Raw genomic sequence first — 13,413 nt, 5'->3', positions numbered from 1 at the left:
AAGCAGCCCTACCCAAGAGCGGACACGGGGCGCACTGATCAAATCACTTACCGGGAAAAGGGCGACGCCGGGTGGTTACGGGGGCAAACCACCCGGCGTCGCTTCATCGGCGTTCCGACGGGGGCCCGGAACGCCGGCACCAGCACTCCGACGGGGGACCGGAGCGCTATGGCTAAAGCGTACACCTACAACCCATGGGATGCGTCAAGACTTAGTCACGACCCGATCTCGCGTCGATGCAGCGGTATCTCGCTTTGGTTAGCTTCGGGGGACTGAAAGGTAGGCGGCGGGCCTGGCTCGCCCCTCTCATTGGCCCCGATTACCGCTATGTATGGCAAAAAGACCGCCGCCCCGATGAACAGCAGCCGGTACGGCCACGGCACGGGCACCACGACCGCCAGGATCAGGCAGATCGTGCGGATCCCCATCTTGATGAGGTAGCTGATCTCGCGCTTGCGGATGTCGGCCGTGAGCGACGGCCGGGCATCCGTGACCTGGTGGACATCTGCTTTCCTGCGCCACCCCTTCATGTCTTCCACGGTATCCCCAGGGGGTCGTGCCGGGCACGGCAGCCCGGTCCCGGGCAGGGGTCATGCGATCATGGCCTTCGAGTAAGGAGGATGTGGAGATGACGGATCGTACGTACCGCGTCACCGAGATCGTCGGCACCTCGGGGGAGAGCGTCGACCAGGCCATCCGCAACGGCCTCAGGAGGGCCTCCGAGACACTGCGGCACCTCGACTGGTTCGAGGTGACGGAGATCCGGGGCCACCTGGACGGGGGAGAGGTCGCGCACTTCCAGGTCGGCATGAAGGTCGGCTTCCGCCTGGAGGACTCCTGACCCCGGCCCCCTGCTGACGGGCCGGCACAGCCCCTCCGCCGGCCCGTGAGCACTCTCGCGCCAACCGCCGCCCGCGGGCGCTCCCGAGCCGTTAGATTGACGCTCGTGAGCAGTGAGTTCCGCATCCTGCTGGTGTGCACGGCCAACATCTGCCGTTCCGCCATGGCGGAGGTGATCGCACGGGCGATGCTCCATTCGGCGTCCCTGCCCGTGGTCACGGGCAGCGCGGGGGTGCGCGCGCTCGTCGGCCATCCGATGGCGCCGCACGCCGTCGCCGCCCTCGACCGGCTCGGCCTCGACGGCCGCGCGCACCGGGCCAGGCTGCTGGAGCCCGCCCTGGTCAGCTCGTCCGACCTGCTGCTGACCATGGAGAACGCCCACCGCGCCACCGCGGTCGGCCTCGACGCGGCGGCGGCGCGCAGGACGTTCACGCTGCCGGAGTTCGCCGCGCTCGCGGCGGGGGCGAGCCAGCGCCGCTACCGCTCCGACACGGCCGAACGGGCGCGGGCGATCGTCGAGTCCGCCGCCGAGCGCCGCGACGCACGTCCCGCCCCCGAGGTGTACGACCCGTACGGCGGCCCGCCGGAGGGCTACGAGACGTGCGCCAAGACGCTCGGCGAGTCCCTCAGCCACGCCCTGGCCGCCCTCCTCGGCCCCCGCTGAACGGACCCGCCGCACGAGCGCGCCGGGGGGACTCCGGGGAGCGGGGTCAGCTGGCCTGGCTCACCGTGGACATGTTGAAGTCGGGCACCCGCACCGCCGGCATGATCGTGCGCTGGAAGTAGTCGTTCCACTCGCGCGGCAGCGTGCGCCCGCTCGCCCCCACCTCCGTCAGCCGCCCCAGCAGGTCGACCGGGCTCTCGTTGAAGCGGAAGTTGTTCACCTCGCCCACGACCTCGCCGTGCTCGACCAGGTAGACGCCGTCGCGGGTCAGCCCGGTCACCAGCAGCGTCTGCGGATCGACCTGGCGGATGTACCACAGGCAGGTGAGGAGGAGCCCGTGCCGCGTGGAGGCGATCATCTCCTCCAGCGAACGCCCGTCACCGGGCGCCGACATGATCAGATTGTCGACGCCGGGCGTCACCGGCAGGCCGCTCAGCTCGGCCGAGTAACGCGTCTGCCGCAGCGCCTCCAGCCGCCCGTCCTTGATCCAGTCGGTCGGCCCCAGCGGCAGCCCGTTGTCGAAGACCGAGCTGCCCCTGCTGGAGGCGTGCGCGGTCACGAACGGCGCGCACGCGACGCCCTCGGCCCCCGGATCGCTCGACAGCGAGACGGGCAGCGCGCCGAGCTGCTCGCCCACGCGGGTGCCCCCGCCGGGCCTGGCGAACACCGACCGTCCGTCGAGCGCGTCCCTGGCCTCCGCCGACCAGTACAGGTAGATCATCAGGTCGGCCACCGCGCTCGGCGGCAGCAGCGTCTCGTAGCGGCCCGCGGGCAGGTCCACCCGGTTCTTCGCCCACTCCAGCCGCTGCGCCAGCCCGGAGCCGAGCGCGGAGACGTCGACGTCGGTGAAGTCGGGAGTGGACACGCCGGCCCACGCGGAACGCTTGAGGTCGCCGGACTTGGCGTTGAGCTCCAGCCGCCCGGTCGGCTGGTCGTGCCGCAGCCGCACGCCCGTGGACGTGCCGAGGAACGTCGAGGTCAGCGAGTGCTCGGCGAACCCGTACAGTCTCCTGCCGCCCGACTCGGCCGCCGCGAACGCGTCACCGAGCGCGGGCGCGAACGCCTCGAACACCCCGATGTCGGTCGGCCGGACCTCCTCGTCCCAGTGCGGCGCGGCGGCGCCCGCCTCGACCAGCGGGCGGGCGTCCTCGGCCGGCCGCGCCTCGCGCGCCGCCGCGTCGGCCGCCGCCACCACGTCGGCGAGCTGCTCATCGCGTACGGCCGCCCGCGACACCACCCCCACGCCCTGCCCCGCGATCGAGATCACGGTCAGCCGGGACGTACGGGCGACGCCGTTGGTGGTCAGCGTGTTGCCCGCGAACCGAAGGTTGGCCGTGGACTCCTCGTCCACCAGCACCACGCAGCCGTCGTTGCGGGAGAGCCGCAGCGCCCCCTCCACCATCTCCTGCGGCCTCACGATGTACCTACAGCGTGGAAGCCCCGTCCTTCAGGGCGGGGAGGATACGCGGAACGGTCGGGCACTTGTTTCTCCCGCTGGTGTCGGTGTTGATCGGTAGATTGATCGGCGTGTCCCGTTACCGGCTTGAGCCCACGCCTGCGCAGGAGCGGGTGTTGCTGGAACATTGCGGGCATGCCCGGTTCGTGTGGAATCTGGCGGTGGAGCAGCACGCGCACTGGAAGCCGGGCCGTAAGGGCGCGCCGGGTTTCGCCGAGCAGTGCCGTCAGTTGACGGAGGCTCGGGCGGAGTTCGCGTGGTTGCGGGCGGGTTCCATCGTCGTCCAGCAGCAGGCGCTCAAGGACTTCGCGCAGGCGATGGCGAACTTCTTCGGCAAGACCCACAAGCGGCCGACGTGGCGCAAGCGCGGACGGAGCGAAGGGTTCCGGATCGTCGCGGTCAAGGCGGGTGTTGTGCGCCGCCTGTCCCGCAACGTCGGCGAGGTGAAGATCCCGAAGGTGGGGTGGGTCCGGTTGCGCTGGTCCCGCGCCGTCCCCGAAGGGGTGAAGTCCTACCGGGTGACCCGGGACCGAGCGGGACGCTGGCATGTCGCCTTCGCCGCGATCCCCGAACCGATCCCCGCACCGGGGAGGGGCGAGGTCGTCGGCGTGGACCGGGGGGTTGCCGTCAGCGCTGCGTTGTCCACGGGCGAGCTGCTGAAAGCTCCCGGCCTGCGTGACACGGAGAAGGCGGGTCTGTCGCGTCTCCTGCGCAGGCTGGCCAGGGCACAGCGCGGATCCAGCCGCAGGGCCAAGGTCAATGCGGCCGTCGCCCGGCTGAAGGCCCGCGAAACCGACCGCCGCAAGGGCTGGGTGGAGAAGACCTCCACCCATCTGGCCCGCCGCTTCGATGTGATCGCCGTCGAGGACCTGAAGATCGCCGGTATGACCCGTTCGGCCCGGGGCACGGTTGATGCGCCGGGCCGTAACGTGCGCCAGAAGGCCGGGCTCAACCGGGGCGTGCTGGCCGCCGGCTGGGGACGGCTCGTCGAGCGGCTGGAGCACAAGGCTCCCGGCCGCGTCCGCAAGGTCAGCCCGCGTTATACCTCGCAGACCTGCAACGCCTGCGGGCATCGCGCGGCGGAGTCGAGACAGAGCCAATCTCGATTCCGCTGCCTCGCCTGTGGGCACCAGGGCAACGCCGATGTGAACGCGGCCAGGAACATCAGGGATACGGTGGCAGGGCATGCCGTCGCCGCGCGGGGAGGCTCGCCGCTGGGCGGGCCGGTGAACCGTGAACCTCAACGCGACCTCCTCCTCATGGGGTAGTTGCCGTTGGAATCCCCGCCTTCAGGGCGGGGAGGATGTCAATTGCTGCCCTCCTGCACGGTGTTGAGGATCCGGACACCCCGGAACAGCGCCGACGGGCACCCGTGGCTGACCGGCGCGACCTGCCCCGGCTGCCCCTTGCCACAGTTGAACGCGCCGCCGAGCACGTACGTCTGCGGCCCGCCGACCGCCTCCATCGACTGCCAGAAGTCGGTGGTCGTCGCCTGGTAGGCGAAGTCCTTGAGCTGCCCGTCGAGCCGGCCGCCGGTGATCCGGTACGCCCGCTGCCCGGTGAACTGGAAGTTGTAGCGCTGCATGTCGATCGACCAGCTCTTGTCGCCGACGATGTAGATGCCCCGCTCGACCCCCGCGATCAGCTCGTCGGTCGAGGGCCCGCCGGGCGCCGCCGCCAGCGACACGTTCGCCATGCGCTGGATCGGCATGTGGCCGGGCGAGTCGGCGAACGCGCACCCGTTGGAGCGGCCGAGTTCCTTCATCCGCGCCATCCGCCGGTCGAGCTGGTAGCCCACCAGGATGCCGTCCTTGACGATGTCGAAGCTCTGCCCCTGCACGCCCTCGTCGTCGTAGCCGACCGTGGCCAGGCCGTGGGTGACGGTGCGGTCGCCGGTCACGTTCATCGCGGGCGAGCCGTAGACGAGCTCGCCGAGCTGGTCGAACGTGGCGAAGCTGGTGCCGGCGTAGGCCGCCTCGTAGCCGAGCGCCCGGTCCAGCTCGGTGGCGTGGCCGATCGACTCGTGGATCGTCAGCCACAGGTTGGACGGGTCGATCACCAGGTCGTACTCGCCCGCCTCGACCGAGGGCGCGGCCAGCTTCTCCGCCAGCAGCTCGGGCAGCCTGGCCAGCTCGCCCTGCCAGTCCCACCAGGTGCCGGTCAGGTATTCGTAGCCCCGTCCGACCGGCGGCGCGAGCGTCGACATGTCGTCGAACCCGCTCTCCGACGCCTTCATCGCGTTGAGCTCCGGATGCACCCGCACCCGCTGCTGCGTGGTGGACGTGCCGGCCGTGTCGGCGTAGAACTTCTGCTCCTTGACCTGCAGCAGCCGCGCCGAGACGTGGTCGGCGCCCTTCAGCAGCCCGGCCGACCACTCCGCCAGCAGGCTCACCTTGTCGGCCTGGGCCACCTCGAACGGATCGACGTCGTACGCCGAGACCCACACCGCGCCGGCGTGCACCGGCTCGGGTGCCAGCTCGATGGGCTCACGGTTGATCGGGGCGCTCACCTCGGCCACCCGCACCGCCTGCTCGGCCACCCCGGCGGCGGCCTCGGGCGTCAGCAGCACGCCGGCCGCGAAGCCCCACGTGCCGCCCTTGACGACCCGCACGGCGTAGCCGAGGTCGTCGGCGTCGAGCGAGCCTTCGAGGCGGGCGTCGTAGAGGCGCAGCGTCTCCGCCCTGACACGTTCGAGCCGGAAGTCGGCGTGCTCGGCGCCCAGGTCGCGAGCACGTTGCAAGGCGGCGTCCGCCAGCTGCCGCAGGGGCAGCTCCAGGAAATCGGGGTCGATCTGGCGCATGTCCACGATCCTAACCCTGCGATCTTGTCTCACCCGGACAAGCCGGTACCCGCCGGTAGGGGATAGCGTCAGATCCCATGGCACGCTCTGTACTCGTCACCGGGGGCAATCGCGGCATAGGCCTCGCGATCGCCCGTGAACTCGCCGCGGCAGGCGACGCCGTCGCGGTCACCTACCGATCGGGGGAGCCGCCCGAGGGCCTGTTCGGCGTGCGCTGCGACGTCACCAGCACCGCCGACGTCGAGGCCGCCTTCGACAAGGTCGAGGCCGAGCACGGCCCGGTCGAGGTCCTGGTCTCCAACGCCGGCATCACCAAGGACACGCTGCTGGCGATGATGAAGGAAGAGACCTTCACCGACGTCATCGACGCCAACCTGACCGGCGCCTACCGCGTCGCCAAGCGGGCGATCAGGCCCATGATGCGGCTCAAGCGCGGCCGGGTGATCCTCGTCTCCTCCGTCGTCGGCCTCAGCGGCCAGGCCGGGCAGACCAACTACGCGGCCTCCAAGGCGGGCCTCATCGGCTTCGCCCGGTCCATGGCCCGCGAATACGGCTCGCGCAACATCACGGTCAACGTCGTCTCGCCCGGCTTCGTGGCCACCGACATGACGGCCGACCTCGACACCGAGGCGATCGTGGCCAACATCCCCCTCGGCCGGCAGGCGGCCCCCGAGGAGGTGGCGCGCGTCGTGCGCTTCCTGGCCGGCGACGACGCCTCCTACATCACCGGCGCGGTCATCCCCGTCGACGGCGGACTTGGAATGGGGCACTGACATGGGACTTCTCGACGGCAAGCGGATCCTCGTGAGCGGCGTGCTGACCGACGCCTCGATCGGGTTCGCGGTGGCCAAGCTGGCCCAGGAAGAGGGCGCCACGGTCGTCCTGACCGGCTTCGGCCGGCTCAGCCTGGTCGAGCGCATCGCCAAGCGGCTGCCCGAGCCGGCGCCGGTGCTGGAGCTCGACGTCCAGAACACCGAGCACCTCGACACGCTCGCGGCCCGGGTGGGCGAGCACGTCGACGGGCTCGACGGCGTGGTCCACTCGATCGGCTTCGCGCCGCAGTCGGCGCTCGGCGGCAACTTCCTCAACACCTCGTGGGAGGACGTCGCCACCGCGCTGCAGGTCTCGACCTTCTCCTACAAGTCGCTGGCCGTGGCCTGCCTGCCGCTGATGAAGGAGGGCGGGGCGGTGGTCGGTCTCGACTTCGACGCCTCCAAGGCCTGGCCCGTCTACGACTGGATGGGCGTGGCCAAGGCGGGACTTGAGTCCTGCAACCGCTATCTGGCCCGCGACCTGGGCAAGCAGAACATCCGGGTCAACCTGGTGGCGGCGGGCCCGCTGCGGACGATGGCGGCCAAGTCGATCCCCGGCTTCCGCGAGTTCGAGGACAGCTGGCCGGAGAAGGCCCCGCTGGGCTGGGACCTCGGCGACACCGGCCCCACGGCCAGGGCGTGCGTGGCGCTGCTGTCCGACTGGTTCCCGGCGACGACGGGCGAGATCGTCCACGTCGACGGCGGCGTCCACGCCATCGGCGGCTGACCCGCCCGATCGATTCAAGCCCCGATCCACTCAAGCCCCGGCCGGTTCACGCCGCCGGGGCTTGCTTCGTGTGCCGGCCGGCTCAGGCCAGCCGGTGGCGTCCGTTCGAGCCGGCCCGCGCCGGCTCGAACGGGATCGACTCCGTGGGCTCCGTACGGTGCCGCCGCTGCTGCACGATCCGCGTGGCCAGCACCGCCGAGCCCAGCAACGCGATCGTCAGCACCGTCCCCAGCACGTCGGAGGCGGGCGGGCTGGGCCGCACGACCCGCTGATCCTGCATCGGCACCGCGAGCTCGTGCGAGAACGGGTTGGGCCACAGCAGGTCCACCCGGGGCTCTTCGGCGTGGGCCGTCACCTGCTTCGGCGTGGGCCTGGCGGTCGCCTGCGGCGGCGGGCTCTGCGGGCGGGTGACCCGCGGCTGGGCCGGGGCCGAGGCGGTCGCCGTGGCGGTGGCCGCCCCCTGGCGGGGCCGCCGCTTGTGCCCGGCCGACGGCTGAGGCGTGGGCGTGAGCCGTTCGACGCCCTGCTGGTTGGCGCAGGCCAGCACCGGCAGGCAGTCCTGCCCGGAGCCGTCGGGATCGGCCGTCCGGCCGGACCTGGGCCGCGGCGTCGAGGTCGGCGTGGCCGGCTCGTCGGGGGTGGACCGGGTGGTGGGGACAGCCTGGCCCACGCGGCCGAGCACCTCGTCGGTGGTCTTGTCCAGCCCGTCGGTGAGCGGCTGTGTCGCGCCGCCGGTGAGCGTGTCGACGGTGCCGGTGACCGCGCCCACGACGTCGCACAGCGTGTTGGTCACCCCGGCGAGCAGGCCCCCGTCGCGCGTGCAGTCCTGGGCCGCGGCAGAGGCGGCAGGCGCCGCGACCGGGACGGCCGCCAGCGCCACCGCGAGAACTCCAGCCGAGATCGCGGTCCTGCTCCCCATCCGTCCCCTCCTGCGTCGCTTCTGGAGGAAATCTTTATGGACATCGGACCTCAGACGCAGGCTTTTCGCGGGTAACGTTGCGATTCGGTACCGACTAGTGATACGCGAGAAGGTCTCTCGTTCCCCGGCGGCCGCCTGAGAGCCCTGGGGGCCCTGGGGGCACGGCCGGTCAGTCGAGGGACGACACGTCATCGAGGGCCTCTCGGATCTCTATCGGCAGCACCACGTCCTCCGCGGGGAGGATGCCTTTGAGCTGCGCGTGCGTACGGGCCCCGACGATGGCCGAGGCGATGCCCGGCTGGTCGCGTACCCAGGACAGGGCCACCGCCAGCGGTGACACGCCGAGGCCGTCGGCGGCGGTCATGACGGACTCGACGACCCGGCGCGACCGTTCGTCCAGATAGGGGCGGACGAAGTCGGCGAAGTGCGGGGTCGCGGCGCGCGAGTCGGCGGGGATGCCGGTGCGGTATTTGCCGGTCAGCACCCCGCGCCCGAGCGGCGACCAGGCCAGCACGCCGACGCCCAGGTGGGCCGCGGCGGGCAGCAGCTCGCGCTCGGGCTCGCGGGCCAGCAGCGAGTATTCGGCCTGGGCCGCGGTGATCGGGATGCGGCCGGGGATCATCTTCTGGGTGACGGAGGCGGCGGCCAGCTGCCAGCCGGCGTAGTCGCACACGCCCGCGTAGACGGCCCGGCCGGAGGAGACGATCGCGTCGAGCGCGGCCAGGGTCTCCTCCAGGGGCACCTCGGCGTCGTAGGTGTGCAGCTGCCACAGGTCGACGTAGTCGAGCCCGAGGCGGTTGAGCGAGTCGTCCACCGCGGCGATGAGATGGCGCCTGGAGGCGTCGCGCGGGCGCCGGCCGTTGGGCGTCACCACGGCCTTGGTGGAGATCACCAGCTCCGAGCGCGGCACGGAGTCGCGCAACATCCGGCCGAGCAGCCGCTCGGCGTCGCCGCCGGTGTAGACGTCGGCCGTGTCGACCAGGTTGCCGCCCGCGTCGAGGAACGTGCGGAGCTGGGCGGCGGCCTCGTCCGCGTCGGTGTCACGCCCCCAGGTCATCGTGCCGAGCCCCACCCGGGACACCGACAGGCCGCTCAGGCCGACATAGCGCTGCTCCATGATCCCGCCAGGTTACCGTCCAGGCCGATGAAACGTTGTGATCGACGCCTGCGACACTTACGTGATGACCACGCTGCTTCTGGCCCGGCACGGGCTGACGGACCTCACCGGGCCGGTGCTGGCCGGCCGTACCCCGGGGGTGCATCTGAGCGAGGCGGGAAGGGCGCAGGCCGCCGCGCTCGCCGGGCGCGTCGCGAGCGTCAGGCTCGACGCCATTGTCTCCAGCCCGCTCGAGCGCTGCCGGGAAACGGCGCAAGCGGTCGCGGAAGGACGCGGCACGGACGTCTCGATCGACGAACGTTTCATCGAGTGCGGCTACGGCACGTGGACCGGCCGGCCGCTGAAGGAACTGGCCGAGGAGCCGCTGTGGCAGGTCGTGCAGGCCCATCCGAGCGCGGCGACGTTCCCCGAGGGGGAGCCGCTGGCCGTGATGCAGCACCGGGCCGTGGCGGCGGTCAGGGAGTGGAATCAGCGCCTCGGGAGTAAGGGTGTCTACCTGGTCTGCAGCCACGGCGACGTGATCAAGGCGATCGTCGCGGACGCCCTGGGCCTCCATCTCGATCAGTTTCAGCGCATAACGGCTGATCCGGCGGCCCTCACCGTCATTCGCTACGCCCCCTTGCGCCCCTTTCTTCTCAGGCTTAACGACATGGGGGATTTGAGGCTTCCTGAGGATTCGGAGGAGAAAGACGGGGGAGAAAACATCACCGGGAGCGATGCCGCCGTCGGCGGCGGGCCCGGAACCACGTAAGGTCAGGCTATGCCGGTCTTCGACTACGACCCACCAGAGAGATTCGTCGCCGGTGCCTTGGGGCAACCAGGCGCACGGATCTTCTATCTGCAGGCCAGGGCCGAGGGCAGACTGACCACGGTGGCGCTGGAGAAACTGCAGGTGGCCGCACTCGCGGGCAGGCTGGACGAGCTGCTCGACGAGGTGCTGCGGCTCAGCGGGGGCACCGCCCAGGTGCCGGCGCTGGCCCCGGCCGACCTGGCCGACGACGCGCCTCTCGACGCGCCGCTCGCGGAGGACTTCCGCGTCGGCACCATGGCGCTGACCTGGGACGCCGAGAAGTCGCAAGTGGTGATCGAGGCGCAGGAGGCCGTCGACGAAGACGATCTCGAACGGGCCGATCCCGCGGTGCTGCGCGTGCGCATCAGCGCGGGCGCGGCGCGGGCCTTCACCCAGCGAGCCCTGCAGATCGTCGCGGCGGGCCGACCACCGTGCCCTCTGTGCGGGCAGCCGCTCGACGCCGCCGGGCACGTCTGCGTCCGTCTCAACGGCTACCGCGGGGGTGAGGCGGCTTCATGACCGCTCCGGAGAGCGAACCGGCCGTCAAGCACTCCCAGCAGCCGCAGCTGATGCGGGACGAGGAGGCGCTGACGCTGCTCCGCGACGGGAGCATCGAGGTCGCGGGCCGCCTGGTCGAGGCGACCAACATGACGCTCTACTGCTCGGTCAAGCTGGGCGCGCGCTCGGCCGCCTGCGTCTACAAGCCCGTACGCGGCGAGCGCCCCCTGTGGGACTTCCCCGACGGCACCCTCGCCGCCCGCGAGGTGGCCGCCTTCGAGGTCTCGCAGGCCACCGGCTGGCGCATCGTGCCGCCCACGGTCTACCGCGACGGGCCGTTCGGGCCGGGCATGTGCCAGCTGTGGATCGACACCGAGCGCGAGATCGACCTCATGCGGCTGGTCAAGAGCCGCAATCCGGTGGTGCGCCGGATGGCGGTGTTCGACGCGGTGGTCAACAACGCCGACCGCAAGGGGGGCCACCTGCTGCCGCTGCCCACCGGCCACGTCTACGGGGTCGACCACGGGGTCTGCTTCTCCGCGGAAGACAAACTCCGCACGGTGCTGTGGCAGTGGCGCGGCAAGCCGCTGGCCCGCGAGGCGGTGGCGGTGCTGGCCAAGCTGGAGCGCGACCTGGAGTCCGGCTCCCTGGGGCGCAGGCTGCGCGAGCTGCTGACGCTGGCCGAGGTCGAGGCCACCTGGCACCGGGTGAGGCGGCTGCTCGACACCGGCGTGCACCCCTACCCGTCGGAGGGGTGGCCGGCCATACCCTGGCCCCCCATCTGAGGTAGGTCAAACCCGTTTAATACCCTTTGACCATGTGCACGCTGATCGTGAAGACCGGGCCCCGGCTGACGCTCATGGGCGTGCGGGACGAGTTCGCCGATCGGCCGTGGGAAGGGCCGGGCGAACACTGGCCCGACTACCCGGGCGTGATCGGCGGGCGCGACCTCAAGGCGGGCGGCACCTGGCTGGCCGTGCATCCGGCGGCCCGCCGTGCGGCGGCGCTGCTCAACGGGCACGGCAAGGCGGCCGAGGAGACGACCAAGGTCTCGCGGGGCGACCTGGCGCTGAAGGCCGCGTACACCGGAGAGCTGCCAGAAGGCGACCTGACCCGCTACGACCCCTTCCACCTGGTGCTCGCCGGCCTGACCCGGGTGCGGCTGCTCAGCTGGGACGGCGAGCGGGCGGTCCGCTCCGACCTGCCCGCCGGCACCAGCATGGTCGTCAACTCGGGCCTGGACGCCGAGAGCGAGCGGGTCCGCGCCTACCTGCCCCGCTTCCGCGACAGCGACGACTGGCGCGAGCTGATCAAGGAGGAGCCGTCCGACGACCGCGGCGCGCTCATCATCCGGCACGAGCTGCCCGACGGCCGGCTCTTCGCCTCCCTGTCGGTGATGGAGGTCGCGATCGACCCCCGCGAGGTCACGTACGACTTCACCGACCTGACCGCCGATCGGGACGGATAGGCTCAAAGGCATGAGATCGTGGTCTGCCCAGAACGTTCCAAAGCTCCCAGGTGAGAGCATTCCGCTGAGTCTCTACGACACCTCCGCCAAGCAGGTGCGGCAGACCGATCCCGGTCCCACCGCCAGGATGTACGTCTGCGGCATCACCCCCTACGACGCCACCCACCTCGGCCACGCCAACACCTACCACGCCTTCGACCTCGTCGGCCGCGTCTGGCGTGATGCCGGCCACGAGGTGCACTACACGCAGAACGCCACGGACGTGGACGATCCGCTGCTGGAACGGGCGGAGCAGACCGGCATCGACTGGCAGGAATTGGCCGAGCGCGAGATCGAGCTGTTCCGCGGCGACATGGAGGCGCTGCGCATCCTGCCGCCGCGCGAATACGTCGGCGTCACCGAGGTCGTCGGCCGGGTGGCGGACCTGATCTCCCAGCTGAGCGCCAAGGGCGTCACCTACGACCTCGACGGCGACATCTACTTCAGCGTGGCCGACGCCCCCAAGTTCGGCCAGGTGTCCGGCTACGACGAGGCGGAGATGACCGCCCTGTTCGCCGAGCGCGGCGGCGACCCCGAGCGGCCCGGCAAGCGCGACCCGCTCGACTGGCTGTTGTGGCGCGCCGAGCGGCCGGGGGAGCCCGCCTGGGACTCCTCGCTGGGCCGGGGCCGCCCCGGCTGGCACATCGAGTGCACCACGATCGCCCTCGACCACCTGGGCCCCGGCTACGACGTGGCCGGCGGCGGCTCCGACCTGATCTTCCCGCACCACGAGTGCGGCGCCTCCGAGGGGCACGCCGCGACCGGCGAGTGGCCGTTCGCGAAGTTCTACACCCACGCCGGCATGGTGGCACTCGACGGCGAGAAGATGTCGAAGTCGAAGGGCAACCTCGTCTTCGTCTCCCGGCTGCGGCGCGAGCACGACCCGATGGCGATCAGGCTCGTGCTGCTGGCCCACCACTACCGCGCCGACTGGGAATACGTGCCGGAGCTGATGACCGAGGCCGAGCGCAGGCTGGCCCGGTGGCGCTCGGCCGCCGCCCTGGCGTCGGGGCCGCCGGCCGAGGAGCCGCTGGCGACGGTCCGCGCGCGGCTGGCCGACGACCTCGACTCGCCGGGCGCGCTGGCCGCGATCGACGCCTGGGCCGAGCGCGCCCTCACCGAAGGCGGCGCCGACTCCGCCGCCCCCGCCCTGGTCAAGGACCTCACCGACGCCTTGCTCGGCGTCGCACTCTGACTCATCACCCCCGCGGGGCCCGGCCGGAGACGGCCGGGCCTTTTCTTTTGGGACGGCCTTGGCGCGAGAGCCGGTTCTGCCGTGCTAG

The 13,413-nt window shown here is 71.4% G+C and carries 15 protein-coding genes; 10 read left to right on the top strand and 5 right to left on the bottom strand.

All coding sequences use genetic code 11. The annotated features are described in order from the left end of the window. Positions 1 to 215: 215 nt before the first annotated feature. Positions 216 to 530 (bottom strand): DUF3099 domain-containing protein, encoded by a 315-nt coding sequence (locus AB0C27_RS36910; RefSeq protein ID WP_357854506.1) that lies wholly within the window; start codon positions 528 to 530, stop codon positions 216 to 218. Between the two features lie 98 nt (positions 531 to 628). Here AB0C27_RS36910 and AB0C27_RS36905 point away from each other — a divergent pair, with 98 nt between their 5' ends. Both AB0C27_RS36905 and AB0C27_RS36900 read left to right on the top strand, forming a co-directional pair. Then, positions 629 to 841: a dodecin gene (locus AB0C27_RS36905; RefSeq protein ID WP_357854066.1), complete on the top strand. Its 213-nt coding sequence runs from the start codon at positions 629 to 631 to the stop codon at positions 839 to 841. A gap of 105 nt (positions 842 to 946) precedes the next feature. Further along, positions 947 to 1,504 (top strand): hypothetical protein, encoded by a 558-nt coding sequence (locus AB0C27_RS36900; RefSeq protein WP_346113665.1) that lies wholly within the window; start codon positions 947 to 949, stop codon positions 1,502 to 1,504. A 46-nt stretch (positions 1,505 to 1,550) separates the two neighbouring features. Here AB0C27_RS36900 and AB0C27_RS36895 read toward each other — a convergent pair whose 3' ends face one another. Further along, entirely contained in the window at positions 1,551 to 2,921 is a 1,371-nt protein-coding gene (locus AB0C27_RS36895) for a metallopeptidase TldD-related protein (protein ID WP_357854062.1), read from the bottom strand. Positions 2,922 to 2,986: 65 nt separating this feature from the next. Here AB0C27_RS36895 and AB0C27_RS36890 point away from each other — a divergent pair, with 65 nt between their 5' ends. Beyond that, complete coding sequence (locus AB0C27_RS36890) at positions 2,987 to 4,228, top strand: transposase (RefSeq protein WP_357854059.1); 1,242 nt, start codon at positions 2,987 to 2,989, stop codon at positions 4,226 to 4,228. A 38-nt stretch (positions 4,229 to 4,266) separates the two neighbouring features. On the opposite strand, the gene AB0C27_RS36885 is transcribed toward AB0C27_RS36890, so the two are convergent. After that, positions 4,267 to 5,760 carry a TldD/PmbA family protein gene (locus AB0C27_RS36885; RefSeq protein WP_357854056.1) on the bottom strand — a complete coding sequence of 498 codons (1,494 nt, stop codon included), beginning with the start codon at positions 5,758 to 5,760 and terminating at the stop codon, positions 4,267 to 4,269. A gap of 77 nt (positions 5,761 to 5,837) precedes the next feature. Between AB0C27_RS36885 and fabG the strand changes: the two genes are divergently transcribed. Both fabG and fabI read left to right on the top strand, forming a co-directional pair. Then, a complete protein-coding gene (fabG, locus tag AB0C27_RS36880; protein ID WP_346113667.1) occupies positions 5,838 to 6,533 on the top strand; it encodes a 3-oxoacyl-ACP reductase FabG in 696 nt (231 codons plus the stop codon). A 1-nt stretch (position 6,534) separates the two neighbouring features. Further along, entirely contained in the window at positions 6,535 to 7,299 is a 765-nt protein-coding gene (gene fabI, locus AB0C27_RS36875) for an enoyl-ACP reductase FabI (protein WP_357854053.1), read from the top strand. 82 nt (positions 7,300 to 7,381) lie between these two features. Here the strand turns inward: fabI and AB0C27_RS36870 are convergent, their stop codons facing one another. Together AB0C27_RS36870 and AB0C27_RS36865 are read right to left on the bottom strand one after the other, a co-directional pair. Continuing rightward, the gene (locus tag AB0C27_RS36870) at positions 7,382 to 8,218 is read right to left on the bottom strand and encodes a hypothetical protein (protein ID WP_357854050.1); all 837 of its coding nucleotides are present in this window, start codon (positions 8,216 to 8,218) and stop codon (positions 7,382 to 7,384) included. A 169-nt stretch (positions 8,219 to 8,387) separates the two neighbouring features. Further along, positions 8,388 to 9,335 (bottom strand): aldo/keto reductase, encoded by a 948-nt coding sequence (locus tag AB0C27_RS36865; RefSeq protein ID WP_357854047.1) that lies wholly within the window; start codon positions 9,333 to 9,335, stop codon positions 8,388 to 8,390. A gap of 64 nt (positions 9,336 to 9,399) precedes the next feature. Between AB0C27_RS36865 and AB0C27_RS36860 the strand changes: the two genes are divergently transcribed. Genes AB0C27_RS36860 through mshC form a run of 5 tightly spaced genes read left to right on the top strand, consistent with a single transcriptional unit; the run spans position 9,400 to position 13,325 of the window. Beyond that, a complete protein-coding gene (locus AB0C27_RS36860) occupies positions 9,400 to 10,086 on the top strand; it encodes an MSMEG_4193 family putative phosphomutase (RefSeq protein WP_357854044.1) in 687 nt (228 codons plus the stop codon). Positions 10,087 to 10,095: 9 nt separating this feature from the next. Continuing rightward, complete coding sequence (locus tag AB0C27_RS36855) at positions 10,096 to 10,644, top strand: DUF3090 domain-containing protein (RefSeq protein WP_357854041.1); 549 nt, start codon at positions 10,096 to 10,098, stop codon at positions 10,642 to 10,644. After that, positions 10,641 to 11,408, top strand: coding sequence for an SCO1664 family protein (locus tag AB0C27_RS36850; protein WP_346115252.1), 768 nt, complete (start codon positions 10,641 to 10,643; stop codon positions 11,406 to 11,408). Before AB0C27_RS36855 ends, AB0C27_RS36850 begins: the two co-directional genes overlap by 4 nt. A gap of 32 nt (positions 11,409 to 11,440) precedes the next feature. Then, the gene (locus tag AB0C27_RS36845; protein ID WP_357854036.1) at positions 11,441 to 12,091 is read left to right on the top strand and encodes an NRDE family protein; all 651 of its coding nucleotides are present in this window, start codon (positions 11,441 to 11,443) and stop codon (positions 12,089 to 12,091) included. A 10-nt stretch (positions 12,092 to 12,101) separates the two neighbouring features. After that, entirely contained in the window at positions 12,102 to 13,325 is a 1,224-nt protein-coding gene (gene mshC, locus AB0C27_RS36840) for a cysteine--1-D-myo-inosityl 2-amino-2-deoxy-alpha-D-glucopyranoside ligase (protein WP_357854031.1), read from the top strand. Positions 13,326 to 13,413: the final 88 nt, after the last annotated feature.

Source organism: Nonomuraea sp. NPDC048882 (assembly GCF_040649755.1).
GTDB classification, from domain to species: Bacteria; Actinomycetota; Actinomycetes; order Streptosporangiales; family Streptosporangiaceae; genus Nonomuraea; species Nonomuraea maheshkhaliensis.
Note: the sequence above shows the minus strand (reverse complement) of the source record. Positions and strands in the feature narration are given on the sequence as shown.